This is a genomic window from Ruegeria sp. CK2 (genome assembly GCF_056536585.1).
Map to the genome: position 1 here is coordinate 77,627 of NZ_JBQFPW010000015.1, position 13,590 is coordinate 91,216.

At 58.3% G+C, this 13,590-nt stretch carries 16 protein-coding genes; 14 read left to right on the forward strand and 2 right to left on the reverse strand.

Features of this window, described 5'->3' with window-relative positions; all coding sequences use genetic code 11:
- The first annotated feature begins 116 nt into the window (after nt 1-116).
- From ACR0BU_RS19610 to ACR0BU_RS19625, 4 genes are all read left to right on the forward strand, one after another.
- A complete protein-coding gene (locus ACR0BU_RS19610; RefSeq protein WP_298937131.1) occupies nt 117-995 on the forward strand; it encodes a LysR family transcriptional regulator in 879 nt (292 codons plus the stop codon).
- On the forward strand, nt 992-1,906 hold the full coding sequence (locus tag ACR0BU_RS19615; RefSeq protein ID WP_480738637.1) for a DMT family transporter: 915 nt from the start codon (nt 992-994) through the stop codon (nt 1,904-1,906). Before ACR0BU_RS19610 ends, ACR0BU_RS19615 begins: the two co-directional genes overlap by 4 nt.
- Before the next feature lie 81 nt (nt 1,907-1,987).
- Nucleotides 1,988-2,266 (forward strand): hypothetical protein, encoded by a 279-nt coding sequence (locus ACR0BU_RS19620; protein ID WP_298937129.1) that lies wholly within the window; start codon nt 1,988-1,990, stop codon nt 2,264-2,266.
- Nucleotides 2,267-2,362: 96 nt separating this feature from the next.
- Nucleotides 2,363-2,776 (forward strand): universal stress protein, encoded by a 414-nt coding sequence (locus ACR0BU_RS19625; RefSeq protein WP_299892287.1) that lies wholly within the window; start codon nt 2,363-2,365, stop codon nt 2,774-2,776.
- A gap of 7 nt (nt 2,777-2,783) precedes the next feature.
- Here ACR0BU_RS19625 and ACR0BU_RS19630 read toward each other — a convergent pair whose 3' ends face one another.
- Entirely contained in the window at nt 2,784-3,119 is a 336-nt protein-coding gene (locus ACR0BU_RS19630) for an ArsR/SmtB family transcription factor (RefSeq protein ID WP_298937127.1), read from the reverse strand.
- A gap of 232 nt (nt 3,120-3,351) precedes the next feature.
- On the opposite strand from ACR0BU_RS19630, the gene ACR0BU_RS19635 reads away from it, so the two are divergent.
- The 5 genes from ACR0BU_RS19635 to ACR0BU_RS19655 all read left to right on the forward strand — a co-directional run bounded on the left by ACR0BU_RS19635 (nt 3,352) and on the right by ACR0BU_RS19655 (nt 5,922).
- Nucleotides 3,352-3,684 carry an AtpZ/AtpI family protein gene (locus tag ACR0BU_RS19635; RefSeq protein ID WP_298937126.1) on the forward strand — a complete coding sequence of 111 codons (333 nt, stop codon included), beginning with the start codon at nt 3,352-3,354 and terminating at the stop codon, nt 3,682-3,684.
- 2 nt (nt 3,685-3,686) lie between these two features.
- Nucleotides 3,687-4,445, forward strand: coding sequence for a F0F1 ATP synthase subunit A (locus ACR0BU_RS19640; RefSeq protein WP_298937125.1), 759 nt, complete (start codon nt 3,687-3,689; stop codon nt 4,443-4,445).
- Between the two features lie 48 nt (nt 4,446-4,493).
- A complete protein-coding gene (locus ACR0BU_RS19645) occupies nt 4,494-4,718 on the forward strand; it encodes a F0F1 ATP synthase subunit C (protein WP_005981269.1) in 225 nt (74 codons plus the stop codon).
- 86 nt (nt 4,719-4,804) lie between these two features.
- Nucleotides 4,805-5,356 (forward strand): F0F1 ATP synthase subunit B', encoded by a 552-nt coding sequence (locus tag ACR0BU_RS19650; RefSeq protein WP_298937124.1) that lies wholly within the window; start codon nt 4,805-4,807, stop codon nt 5,354-5,356.
- A gap of 5 nt (nt 5,357-5,361) precedes the next feature.
- Nucleotides 5,362-5,922: a F0F1 ATP synthase subunit B gene (locus tag ACR0BU_RS19655; protein ID WP_298937123.1), complete on the forward strand. Its 561-nt coding sequence runs from the start codon at nt 5,362-5,364 to the stop codon at nt 5,920-5,922.
- A gap of 149 nt (nt 5,923-6,071) precedes the next feature.
- Here the strand turns inward: ACR0BU_RS19655 and ACR0BU_RS19660 are convergent, their stop codons facing one another.
- The gene (locus ACR0BU_RS19660) at nt 6,072-6,842 is read right to left on the reverse strand and encodes a FadR/GntR family transcriptional regulator (RefSeq protein WP_300071865.1); all 771 of its coding nucleotides are present in this window, start codon (nt 6,840-6,842) and stop codon (nt 6,072-6,074) included.
- A 151-nt stretch (nt 6,843-6,993) separates the two neighbouring features.
- Between ACR0BU_RS19660 and ACR0BU_RS19665 the strand changes: the two genes are divergently transcribed.
- From ACR0BU_RS19665 to ACR0BU_RS19685, 5 genes are all read left to right on the forward strand, one after another.
- Nucleotides 6,994-8,193: an aminotransferase-like domain-containing protein gene (locus ACR0BU_RS19665; RefSeq protein ID WP_480738640.1), complete on the forward strand. Its 1,200-nt coding sequence runs from the start codon at nt 6,994-6,996 to the stop codon at nt 8,191-8,193.
- 58 nt (nt 8,194-8,251) lie between these two features.
- Nucleotides 8,252-8,659: a hypothetical protein gene (locus tag ACR0BU_RS19670; RefSeq protein WP_480738641.1), complete on the forward strand. Its 408-nt coding sequence runs from the start codon at nt 8,252-8,254 to the stop codon at nt 8,657-8,659.
- 137 nt (nt 8,660-8,796) lie between these two features.
- Complete coding sequence (locus ACR0BU_RS19675; RefSeq protein WP_480738643.1) at nt 8,797-12,252, forward strand: chromosome segregation SMC family protein; 3,456 nt, start codon at nt 8,797-8,799, stop codon at nt 12,250-12,252.
- A 54-nt stretch (nt 12,253-12,306) separates the two neighbouring features.
- The gene (locus tag ACR0BU_RS19680; RefSeq protein WP_480738645.1) at nt 12,307-12,657 is read left to right on the forward strand and encodes a hypothetical protein; all 351 of its coding nucleotides are present in this window, start codon (nt 12,307-12,309) and stop codon (nt 12,655-12,657) included.
- A 133-nt stretch (nt 12,658-12,790) separates the two neighbouring features.
- Nucleotides 12,791-13,588, forward strand: a complete 798-nt coding sequence (locus tag ACR0BU_RS19685; RefSeq protein WP_480738647.1) for a class II glutamine amidotransferase — start codon at nt 12,791-12,793, stop codon at nt 13,586-13,588.
- Nucleotides 13,589-13,590 lie beyond the last annotated feature (2 nt).

Below are 13,590 nucleotides of genomic sequence, written 5' to 3' on the forward strand. Positions count from 1 at the left end.
GGCGTCCTTTGAGAGGGTTGGTCTTTGGCTTCCCTTCAATATGAATGTTGCACTCACGAACAAAACTCGGATATATCAACAGTTACTGTTAGAAATTGCACAAAGACGGCACTGCCATGGATAATTGGGACGAAGTGAGAACCGCCTATCAGGTGGCGCGGATGGGAACGGTCAGCGGCGCTGCCGAAGTATTGGGCGTCCACCACGCCACGGTGATCCGTCACATCGACGCAATCGAAGCCCGGTTGGGCGTCAAACTGTTCCAGCGTCACGCGCGTGGCTATACGCCGACCGAGGCCGGAGAAGATCTGTTGCGGGTGGCTCAGGCCACCGAAGATCAGTTCAACCAGCTTGTCGGTCGGATGAAAGGTCGGGGGGATGACGTCTCGGGCGAATTGGTTGTAACCTCGCTGGCCTCATTGGCCCCTTTGATTGTGCCGACACTCAGCGAGTTTCAAAGAACCCATCCTGATTTGATCGTGCGCTATTTGACCGGTGATCGCCTGTTCCGGCTTGAATATGGCGAAGCGCATGTCGCCATCCGGGCCGGGGCCGCCCCCGACCAGCCCGACAATGTGGTGCAGCCGTTTATTCCGCAAGAGGTCGGACTGTTTGCGAGCAAGGACTATATCGCGCGGCGCGGCAAGCCTTCTGGTGTGGAGGATTTCGCCAACCACGCCTTTGTCGGCAACGATGATGAAAACAGCCGCGCCCCGTTTTCGCGGTGGTTGCGTGCCAATGCCCCCGCCCAGGCGATCACATTCCGCTGTTCGAACAACTTCACGGGTGGCGAGGCAGTCCGGGCCGGGGCCGGGATCGGGTTCATGGCCCGATGGGAAGCGGCGCGCCTCCCCGAGTTGGAAGAGGTCATGGACCCGCTACCGGAATGGTCTGGCAAGCTGTGGCTTGTGACCCATGTCGATTTGCATCGCACAACCAAGGTGCAGGCCTTTTTGAAATACCTGAAAGAACAGGCCAAGGGCTGGCTGCCATGAGCGCACAGGCGCGTGGCCATCTGGCCATGCTGGTGTTCTCGGCACTGGTCGCAGGCAGTTTCTCACTTGGGTCGATGATTGCCAATGAAATCGCTCCGGCCGCGTTGAACGCAGTTCGATTTGCCATCGCGGCGGTGGTGATCGGGGTTGCTGCACTGATTACGACAGGGGTGTCACGGGACGCCATGCAAGCGCCCTGGCGGTACTTCATATTAGGCGGCTTGTTCGCGACCTATTTTGTGCTGATGTTTTACGGCCTCAAGACCGCGCGGCCGGTCAGCGCAGCAGCGGTGTTCACCCTGACCCCGGTGATGTCGGCTGTTGCCGGGTGGTTTCTTTTGCGGCAGGTCACCACGTCACGCATGGCTTTGGCCCTCACCGTCGGCGCCGTTGGCGCGTTATGGGTGATATTTCGCGCAGACTGGCAGGCGTTTCGGGCCTTTGAGATTGGTATGGGGGAAATCATCTACTTTTGCGGTTGTGCGGCGCATGCAGTATACACACCGATGGTTCAGAAACTGAACCGGGGCGAGCCCGCAGTGGTGTTCACCTTTGGCACATTGCTGGCCGGTTGTCTGTTGCTTGGTGTTTTTGGATGGTCCGATATTGTTGCAACCGATTGGGCCGCTTTACCTGGGATTGTCTGGATCGGCCTTTTGTACCTGTCCTTTTTTGCCACTGCAGCCAGCTTTGTTCTGGTGCAGTTCTCTGCGCTGCGCCTGCCATCGGCCAAGGTCATGGCTTATACTTATCTGGTGCCCAGCTGGGTGATCTTGTGGGAGGTCGCGTTAGGAAACGGTGTGCCGCCAGGGCTGATCATCATTGGCGTGGTATTGACGATCGTCGCTTTGCTTTTGCTGCTGAAAGACGAGATTTCAAGCTCTGCGCCTAAGCAAAGTAATCCTGGTTGAAACTTGCTTTCCGGGCAGGTTCTGGCAGCATCAAAAGGAAAGGCCAGCCCCTGATCTGGCCGCAGACCTAAAGGCTTTATTATGAACCGACTTTACTACGTTTCCATTCTGTTTGTTTTAGGCGCATGCGCACCGGGCACTCAAAGCAGCTCGGACGTTTCCGATTTGCAAGCCAGTTGCGAGGCACTCGTCTCGGCCCAAACCGGCGTGCGTGCAAGCGACGTAACCGCCGTATCGACGCAATCGGTGCCGACCGGATCGGTCACGACGGTCTCGGTCGTCGGCGCCGAAGCACCCTGGCTGTGTCAGGCCGGCCCGACCGGAGTTGTTTTTGGCGTGGAATACAGTCAGGAAGGATAACCCCGGGTGGGTTTGCCGCCACAACACCTCTTGAGGCAGATCAAGGCCACTATCGAGCGTCCCTTCTACCATCCTTGTGAATAAGAGGAGAAAGCTATGTTCGACCACATCATGATCCCAGTTGATCTGCATATGCCGCCAGAGGTACACAAAGCCACCAAGGTCGCGGCAGAGGTGGCCAAATGGCAGAATGCCAGGATCACCGCAGTCAGTGTAACCGGTACGCAACCCGGCGATGTCACCCAATCCGACTCGGCGATTGCCAAGGACCTCGCGGCGTTTGCCGACCAACTGGCCGAACAAAGCGGGTCGCAGGTAGAAACGCGCAACATTCATTCGGTTGACGTGGCAGCCGAAGTTGATGGGGATCTCACACGCGCCGCAGAAGAAATCGGCGCCGATCTGATCGTCGTGGGAACGCACGCGCCGCGGATCACCGATTATATATTCTCAAGCCATGCGGGATATCTGGCCAAGCACGCTAAGGTGTCGGTATTCGTGGTTAGATAGGCCCAACCTAGGTGTCGTCCGTTGCCGGAAGCTCAATTTCCAGAAACCTTTCGAACGCGTCCAGGTTGACGGGTTCGAATTGACCAAAACCCTGCATCCAGACAGACGCAGCCCGCAAGGCGTCGGGCTCCAGCTTGCACCATTTCACACGCCCGCGTTTTTCCTGTGAAATCAGACCAGCCTTGGTCAGGATGACCAGATGTTTTGAGATTGCGGCCAGCGATATCTCAAACGGTTCAGCCACATCTGTCACGGCCATATCATCCTCAAGCAGCATGGCCAGGATGGCGCGGCGGGTCGGATCGGCAAGGGCGGCAAATACAGTGTCGAGATCTTTGGACATGCTTTTGCTGAACCACAGTGCCTGAGTTTGGTCAACCATTTGGTTGAATATACGATTTCGCGGGTTTGTAGCCGCGGCGGGGTCTTGTTGGACAGAGTGGTCTTCATTGGATGTCGGTTTAGTATTTATGAATCAATAGGTTGAGCTGCGTCAATTGCGGCGGTCAATGGCGTTGACTCTGTGGCCGCGCGCCCTTAGCACCTAGCTTCAAGACTGTGCGAGGAAAACGCCCGTGACCGATGATGACCAAAAGCAGCGTATGGCGCAGCTGGAGGCCAAGATCGATGCGGCGAAAAAGGCCAAACAGCCTGAGACCCGCGCAGACGCTGACTATTCGGGGGGCGAGCTTGCCTGGCGGATGGTCATCGAAATGGTATCCGGTCTGGGGATCGGATTTGGCATCGGATACGGGCTCGACAGCCTGTTCGGGACGCTCCCGATCTTTCTGGTGCTGTTCACATTGCTGGGTCTTGTCGCCGGGGTAAAGGTTATGCTCCGCAGCGCACAACAGGCTCAAGAGAAACAAACGGCGGCCGAGGCCACCGATAAGGACGAGAGGGACTGAACGTGGCGACTGAGACCACCGCAGCAGAAGGCAGCAGCCTGGTATTCCACCCGATGGACCAGTTCATCGTCAAGCCGTTGTTTGGCGACGGTGCGATTGCCTGGTACACGCCCACCAACGTGACCCTGTGGATGTTCCTGGCCATTGCCGCGATCTTTGGTCTGTTGGTTCTTAGCACCTCGAAGCGCGCGATTGTTCCGACCCGGATGCAGTCGGTCGCCGAATTGGCCTACGGCTTTATCTACAAGATGCTGGAAGACATTTGTGGCAAGGAAGGCGTCAAATACTTTCCCTATGTCATGACGCTGTTCATGTTCATTGTCTGTGCGAACTTCCTGGGTATGATCCCGACATCATTCACCACCACATCGCATTTCGCCGTGACCATCCCGTTGGCGCTGGCCGTGTTCCTGACCGTGACCATCCTTGGTTTCGTCAAGAACGGCGCCGCTTTCCTGGGTCTGTTTTGGGTGTCCAGCGCGCCTCTGGCGCTGCGCCCTGTCCTGGCGATCATCGAGCTGATCTCGTACTTCGTACGCCCGGTCAGCCACTCTATTCGTCTTGCCGGTAACGTCATGGCAGGCCACGCGGTTATCAAGGTGTTCGCAGGCTTTGCCGCGATTGCCGTGATCTCGCCCGTGTCCGTTCTGGCGATCACCGCAATGTACGGCCTCGAGGTCCTTGTGTCCTTTATCCAGGCCTACGTATTCACCATTCTGACCTGCGTTTATCTGAAGGATGCGCTGCATCCGTCGCACTAAGGTCCGATACCCAAACATCGAAACTTCCAATTCGTAAGGAGAAATATCATGGAAGGCGATCTCGCACACATCGGCGCAGGCCTGGCAGCAATCGGTTCCGGCGCAGCCGCAATCGGGGTGGGCAACGTAGCAGGCAACTTCCTGGCCGGCGCCCTGCGCAATCCTTCGGCGGCTGCTTCGCAGACCGCAACCCTGTTCATCGGTATCGCATTCGCAGAAGCCCTGGGGATCTTCGCATTCCTGGTCTCGCTGCTGCTGATGTTCGCCGTCTAACCAGCGGAACCTGATCCTTACGCGCAGGTGGGCCCAAGCCATAGCGGCCTACCTGTTGTAAAGACAACGTTCCGACGGAGGACAACATGGCGACTGAACCCATTGCCGAAGAAATAGCTGGCTCGTGCGTCGACGCTTATGGCTCTGCCATCGGTATGCCGCAGCTCTGCTTCGATTGGTTCCCCAACCAGATTTTCTGGCTGGTCATTACGCTGGTCGTCATCTTTCTGGTCCTGTCCCGCGTGGCCTTGCCTCGCATCGCGGCAATCCTGGCGGAACGTCAGGGGACCATTACAAATGACCTGGCTGCAGCCGAAGACCTGAAGGCCAAGGCTGTTGAAGCTGAAGAGGCCTACAACAAGGCGTTGGCCGATGCCCGCGCCGAGGCACAGCGTATTGCTGCCGAGGCCCGCGCTGAAATCCAGTCCGGTCTGGATGACGCGATTGCCATGGCAGACTTGGAAATTGCTGCCAAAACGGCTGAATCGGAAAAGGCAATTGCCGGCATCCGGGCCAGCGCGCTGGATAGTATTCAAGTGGTTGCCAAGGATACAGCAGCTGAACTGGTCACTGCACTGGGTGGCAAGGCAGATGCCAAAGCCATCGACGGTGCCGTTGACGCGCAGACGAAAGGATAAGTGACATGCGGAATACTCTTGCCCTTATCCTGACCGTTGGCACTGCCAGCCCTGCGCTGGCCGCAAGTGGTCCGTTCTTTTCGCTTGGCAATACCGATTTTGTCGTGCTGCTGGGCTTCATCGTCTTCATCGCGGTCCTTTTCTACTTCAAGGTACCGGGCATGATTGGCGGTGCGCTGGACAATCGTGCCGAAGGCATCAAGTCCGAACTGGACGAAGCCCGTGCCCTGCACGAAGAAGCCCGCAGTCTGCTGGCCTCGTACGAACGCAAGCAGCGCGAAGTTCAGGGTCAAGCGGACGCCATCGTTGCGGCCGCCAAAGAAGACGCCGTGCTTGCTGCCGAACAGGCCAAGGTTGACCTGGAACAATCCATTGCCCGCCGTCTGGCTGCGGCACAGGATCAGATCGCTTCGGCTGAAGCGTCGGCCGTCAAGGAAGTTCGCGATCAGGCCATCACCGTTGCGGTTTCCGCCGCCAACGCCGTGCTGGCCAAGCAAATGACCGCTGCGCAGGCAAATAAGCTGATCGACGCCTCTATTGCGGATGTCGGTGAAAAACTGCACTAATCGGCCTTACAGCAAATAGATGATGACCCGAGAGCCTAAGGCCCTCGGGTTTTTCTTTGCCTTAAGAGTTCGGCCACTTTAGCGAATTGCGCAAACCGGATCTGGATGTGCATTGACCAGATAAGCCTCAGCGTTGCGCGCTATTTGTATCAGCCCTGCGCGGTTTCATGATCCAACCGCTGCTGCGCAATCGCTTCGTTCCGCGCGGCTTTCTGCTGATCCGCCATACAGCGTTCGACAAACCCCAGGTGATGCTCGACGGCTTCACGTGCACCTTTGGGGTCGCGGTCTTGTAATGCATCGTTGATCGCGCGGTGCTGATCCAGAATGGCGTCGCGCGTTGTGCGCTGCTGGAACATCATCTGGCGGTTATAGAATACACCCTGACGCAGCAGATCGAACATCGACCGCATCATGTGCAGCATCACGACGTTATGGCTGGCTTCGATGATGGCCATGTGAAACTGGGCGTCCAGCTGCGCCTCTTCCTCGGTGGCATTTCGGTCATGCGCCGCGACCATCTTATCGAATATCGTCTGAACAACCTTCAGATCGCTCTCGGATCCAAGCCGTGTGGCCCGTTCGGCGGCCAACCCTTCCATGTCCCGGCGGAACGATAGATAGTCGAACACCGCTTCGTCATGGCTGCTGAACAACTGTATCAATGCCGGTGAAAAAGCCGATCCCAGCACCTCGGCCACATAAATCCCGGACCCAGCCTTGGCGGTCAGCAGCCCCTGGTCCTGGAGGTCTGAAATCGCTTCGCGTAGCGACGGGCGCGATACCCCCATACGCTCGGCCAGCTCGCGTTCTGAGGGCAGACGCTCGCCCGGTCTCAGAATGCCGCGCAGGATCAGCAGTTCAATCTGTCGGACAACGGCGAGAGAGAGTTTTTCGGTCTGAACTTTTTGGAAAGGCATGGTGATTTCCGGAATTGGTCAAATCATATGACCACGTAATCCGGACACATTCAAGAAGATCGGGTTCACGCCGATTGAAACATTGGGTCAGCAGTGTTGACTTTGTTGTGCACCTGCCTAGGCTGCCCCGAATTGAGATCGGAGGAGCCTCATGTCCCTGCACCCGCTATTTGCCACCCGAGCCTCTCGGATGAAGGCGTCGGAAATCCGCGAATTGCTGAAACTGCTCGATCAACCCGGCATCATTTCATTTGCCGGAGGCATCCCGGACCCCAAGCTTTTTCCGTCGGACGAGTTCGCCAAAGCGTATCAAGCGGCGCTCGGATCAGAGAGCAAGGACCAGGCGCTGCAATACTCCATCAGCGAAGGCTACGTTCCTTTGCGCCAATGGCTGGTGGACCATATGCGGCAGATCGGTGTGGAGTGTGACATCGACAATGTGCTGATCACGTCGGGGTCTCAACAAGCGCTGGACTATTTGGGCAAGCTTTTCTTGTCGCCCGGAGATACAGCATTAGTGGGCTGGCCCACCTATCTTGGTGCGATCAATGCGTTTGATGCGTATGAACCGCGTTTTGATCAACTGAGCATCAATGGCAATCGGGGCGCTGCAGAATACAGGGCGGCGGCCGGCGACGGCGCCGTCAAGTTTGCCTATCTCTCAGCAGATTTTGCCAACCCGACCGGTGAAACAGTCGATCTGCGGGGGCGGGAGGCCGTACTTGATCTGGCCGAAGACCTGAACTGCGCGGTGATCGAAGATGGTGCCTATCAGGCGCTTCGATATGACGGCGCGCCGATCCCGCCAATTCTGGCATTGGAACTGTCCCGAAAGGGATCGATCAAGGCGTGCAGGACCATCTATTGTGGCAGCTTCTCTAAAACCCTGTCGCCGGGATTACGGGTGGGCTGGGTGGTTGCAGCCAAACCGGTCATTTCGCAGCTGGTTCTGTTGAAGCAGGCCTCGGATCTGCATTCAGCGACCATCAATCAGATGGCAGTGCATCAGGTGGCTGAGGCCTGCTTTGACACCCATGTGTCGGCATTGCGCACCGTCTATCGGTCTCGGCGGGACGCCATGCTGACGGCCTTGGAACAGCACATGCCTGAAGGTGTGGAATGGACCAAACCCGAAGGTGGCATGTTTGTCTGGGTGACTTTGTCCAAAGAGGTTAGCGGGGCTGATCTGCTGACGCGTGCACTGGACACGGTCAAAGTTGCCTTTGTTCCCGGGCGGGCGTTCTTTCCTGACCAAAGCGGCACCAACACTATCCGGTTGAGCTTTTCGAATTCCGACGAGGAGAAAATCCGAGAAGGCGTGCGCCGATTGGGAGAGCTTTTGCGAACCTGACAGGAGGAACCCGAAAACCGGAAAGGTTCTGTTAACCAAATTACCCCAAAGCTGCGGCATGATCCGGTTTCTTGCCCCTCTGCTGATGGCCGCATGTTCCGCGGGCACACCGCATTTTCGCGACGTGCCAGCAACCCGCGTGGCGGTGAACGGTAGCGTGTTCGACATCCGTGTGCGTGGAGAACTGGCCGAGGCAGTGCGGATGAACTCTCAATACGCCCCAAGGCTCGGGCCAATTCGCGACCGGGCGGCATTGGCTATGGCTCAGGTGTCGGGCTGTCCGATACTGGATGTGCTGGGCGACGCGGCGGTGACCATTGGGGTGTTGGGGTGTGATCGTAAGGCAGGTGAACGGTTATTGCTGACGGTCGTGTCGACACCAAATTACGAATGTATCGACTTTGGCATTTACGAAGGCGACGGCAAGAATGACGGGTACCAGGTGTTCGAATGCACACCTTACTGAAACGCGTAATCCTGCTCAGACAGCCAAGATGTTGTGGATAACTCGGCTCAATAGCCCATATCCTGCGCATCTCCGTTGACTCGCCCCAATCCCTTGCGCAGACTTCTTTGACGTAGGAATCATGGGACCCACCACCTTTGCGTTTTAGCAAACTCAAACTGACCGGCTTCAAAAGCTTTGTTGATCCGACCGATCTGATTATCGCGGACGGGTTGACCGGTGTTGTGGGTCCGAATGGTTGTGGCAAGTCCAATCTTCTGGAAGCTCTGCGCTGGGTGATGGGCGAAAACCGCCCGAAATCCATGCGTGGTGGCGCAATGGAAGATGTGATCTTTGCCGGTGCCGCCACGCGTCCTGCCCGTAACTTTGCTGAGGTTGTCCTGACCATGGACAACTCGGAACGATTGGCTCCTTCAGGCTTTAACGACAGTGACCAGCTTGAGATTGTGCGCCGCATCACCCGCGATGTGGGCAGCGCTTACAAGACCAATGGCAAAGACGTCCGCGCCCGCGACGTTCAGATGCTGTTTGCCGACGCCTCGACCGGCGCGCACTCGCCCGCATTGGTGGGGCAAAACCGCATTGCCGAGTTGATCAATGCCAAACCCCGCTCTCGTCGTCGTATCCTTGAAGAAGCCGCAGGAATTTCAGGTCTGTATCAGCGACGCCACGAGGCGGAACTGAAACTGAAGGGAACGGAATCCAATCTGACCCGCGTGGATGACGTGTTGGAACAGTTGGGGACGCAGCTGGCACAGCTCGCCCGCCAGGCGCGTCAGGCCGCCCGCTACCGTGAGATCGGTGAGCAACTGCGTCAGGCCGAGGGTATGTTGCTATACCGTCGCTGGAAAGAGGCCGACATGGCCCGCCAGCAGGCCGAGGACAAGCTGCGCGAACGGATCACCGAAGCCTCGCGCGCCGAGGCCGAGGCACGCGCCGCAGGTGCCAAACGGGTTGAGATCGAAGAAACCCTGCCGCCCCTGCGCGAAGAAGAGGCTATCGCCGCCGCCGTGCTGCAACGCCAGCAGGTGCAGCGCGACGCATTGACCGATCAGGAAACCCGGGCGCGCCAGACGATTGAGACCCTGACCAACCGTATTCAGCAGCTGGGTAATGATATCGAGCGCGAAACCGGTCTGAACCGGGATGCGGGCCAGATGATCGAACGACTGGAATGGGAATCGCGCGAATTGGCCAAAGCGGCCGACGGGCACGAGGAAAAAGTGACCGAGGCTGCAGAAATCGCCCGCGAGGCGGCATCGGTTTTGCAGGATCGTGAAGACCACCTGTCACAACAAACCGAAGACATGGCCCGCCTTGTCGCCCGACACCAGTCGGCACAGCGTTTGGTCGAAGACAGCCGCAAGACGCTGTCCCGATCCGAAGCTGAAGAAGAAAAGGCCCGCGTTGCGGTAGATGAGGCCAAGACATCCCTGACTCGCGCCAGCGCAGCCTTCGAGGCCGCGCAGGAGGGTGAAGAAGAAGCTCGTGAAGCCGCCGAAGCTGCTGATGAAGCGCTCGCCGCCGCCGATGAATTGCGCAACGAGACCCAAGCCCGCGAGGCCGAAGCCCGCGCGCAACGGTCTGAGGCCGAAGGCGAGTTGGGCGCGATCCGGGCCGAGACCACGGCGCTGGCGAAATTGGTGGAACGCGATACCGCTGAGGGCGGGCAGGTGCTTGATATGCTGCGTGTTGCACCCGGCTATGAAAAGGCGCTGGGTGCAGCACTGGCCGATGATCTGCGCGCGCCGTTGGTCGAAGGAGACGGCCCATCCGGTTGGGTTCAGATGGCAGGTTATGACGCCGACCAATCACTGCCAGACGGGGCGGAGCCACTGGCCTTGCATGTCTCGGGGCCTGATCGCCTCAGCCGCCGGATCGCGCAGATCGGGCTGGTTGACGCGGATCAGGGCGCGCGGCTGCAGGCCGCGTTGAAACCCGGTCAGCGTCTGGTGTCGCGTTCGGGCGATCTCTGGCGCTGGGACGGGTTCCGCGCCTGGGCCGAGGATGCGCCAAGCGCCGCCGCATTGCGATTAGAACAGCTCAACAAGCTGGAAGCCCTGAAGCAGGAGCTGACTAGGACAGAGGCGCAGGCTGATGGGGCCCGTGCCGCACATGAGGCGCTGTCGCAGCAGCTGGCCGACGTGACCGAAGCTGACCGTCGTGCGCGCGAAGCCCGCCGCGCCGCCGATCAACGCGTGGCGGAAACTGCCCGTGTGCTAAGCCGGGCCGAGGCGGATCGCAATCTTGCGCAGGGCAAGCTGGAAACGCTGGCGCTCGCCGTAGACCGCCACAAAGAAGACGCCATGGCCGCCCGCGCACAACTGCGCGAGGCTGAGGGGTCTCTGACGGGTCTGGGCGATCTCGACAGCGCCCGCGCTCAGGTTGAAGACATCAAACAAACGGTCGAGGCGGCGCGGATCACCATGCTCACCCATCGTTCGTCCCATGACGAACTGCGTCGAGAGGGCGAGGCCCGGACCCGCCGTACCCAGGAAGTCACCAAAGATCTCAGCGGTTGGAAACATCGTCTCGAAACTGCCGAAAAGCGCATCTCGGAACTGGCTGAACGCAAGGAAGGTTCCGAAGAGGAACTGGCTGAGGCCACGGCAACTCCTGGCGAAATCGCCGAGGCGCGCGAAGAACTGAACGAATTGATCGAAGACGCGGAAGCCCGCCGCGCCGAGGCTGCTGACAAGCTTTCTTTGGCCGAAACACAACAGCGCGAAGTTGTGCTGGCCGAGCGTGAGGCTGAACGCCTAGCCTCGGAAGCGCGCGAAGCGCGCGCTGCGGCTGAAGCACGCTGTGACGCTGCCAAGGAAGGCGTCGTGGCCGCTGCAGAGCGCATTGCCGAAGATCAGCAACTGACTCCGAACCAGTTGCTGAACCAGCTCGACGTGAATCCCGATCAGATGCCTGCCGCCGATGCGCTGGAATCCGAGGTGAACCGCCACAAGCGCCAACGCGACGCGATGGGTGCGGTGAACCTGCGCGCTGAAGAAGACGCCAAAGAAGTTCAGGAAGAATTCGACACGCTGAATGGCGAAAAGGCCGATCTGGAAGAGGCGATCAAGGCCCTGCGCAGCGGCATCGCCAGCCTCAACCGCGAGGGGCGCGAGCGTCTGCTAACCGCGTTTGAACAGGTGAATTCGAACTTCGCCATGCTGTTCAAGCACCTGTTCGGTGGGGGTGAGGCCAATCTGGTCATGGTCGAAAGCGATGATCCGCTGGATGCAGGGCTTGAGATCATGTGCCAGCCACCGGGCAAGAAGCTTTCGACCCTCAGCCTGCTTTCGGGTGGAGAACAGACACTGACAGCGACGGCGCTGATCTTCGGCGTCTTCCTCGCCAACCCGGCACCGATCTGTGTGCTGGACGAGGTCGATGCGCCGCTGGATGACGCCAACGTCACCCGCTTTTGTGACCTGCTGGATGAGATGTGCCGTCAGACTGACACGCGCTTTCTGATCATCACCCACCATGCGGTGACAATGGCGCGGATGGATCGTTTGTTCGGGGTGACAATGCAGGAACAGGGCGTCAGCCAGTTGGTCTCGGTCGACCTGAAGAAAGCGGAACAGATGGTCGCCTGATCGATCACTGCAACGTTATGCGCGTTTTGCTGTTGACCGGGTTAGGGTAGCGGTATGATCCGATTGCTCATCCTTGTTATGTTTGTTGCAACGCCGCTTTGGGCGGCCGAGTGGCTGACCAAACCCGGCGATGTGCCGTTGAACCCACAAGAGTTGGACGGATTGGCAGGCCGTACGCTGACGTTTTACGACGATGGTCAATCCAAGTTTTCGGCCGGTGGGGCGTATTCCTACACCTATGCCAGTGGGGAATCGGTATTTGGAACCTATAGCATTGCCGAGGATGGCAGCGTCTGCATCCAATACCGCAATGGCTTCGGCCGTTGTGACCTCTTTGTACGCAGCAGCGACCGTTTGATCCTTATCAACGCAAAGGGTGAACGGTATCCGGTGCGACCCGAGTAATCGGACGAAGAAGTGATCAATTGCTCTATCAAGCGATAGAATTCTGCGAATTTTCTGACAAAAATTGGTGACTATTTCGCCCGTTTGCCTGGCATATTGCTGAAAACCTGAAACAACATGTGAGGTAAGGCTGATGTGCCGATTTCTGGCTTGGGTTGGCGCAAAACGCTATCTGGACGAACTTGTACTGAACCAGGAGCAATCGCTTGTCATTCAAAGCCGGAATGCCCTAATCGGAAAAACTCCGATCAACGCGGATGGGTTCGGCCTTGCCTGGTATTCCGACCGCAAGACGCCGTGTTTCTATAAAGACACAAACCCGGCCTGGTCAGATGCTAATCTCAAACAGCTGACCCATCACACTCAATCGCATCTGTTTCTGGCGCATGTCCGGGCATCAACGGGTACGGCCACGTCGCGCAACAACTGCCATCCCTTTGGCGTCGGAAAATGGAGTTTCATGCATAATGGGCAAGCTGGTGGCCATGACCGTATCCGGCAGGAACTGGACGGGATGATCCCGGCCGATCTGTACGGGCATCGGCTTGGGGCAACCGAAAGCGAAGCGATTTTCCTGATTGCCCACGGTGAAGGGCTGGATGCAGAACCGATCGCAGCGATGGAACGCGCAGTCGAACGTGTGGAAGCGTTGGCCGGACGACGGGGCACACTTCCCTATCTTCGGTTTGCGGCTTGCTGGTCAGATGGGGATCGCCTGTTTGCAGCCCGATACGCCTCGGACCGTTTCGCGCCGAGCCTGCATTACAAAACTTGCGATGACGGTATTATCATTTCGTCCGAACCGCTGGATGCAAACAGCGGCGAATGGACTGAGATTCCGGCCAATACGGCGATTGAAACGCGCGGCAATTCCCTGAACACGCACGCGTTTGAACCAAACGTGCAACACCGCCGCGCAGACGTCGCCTAGCC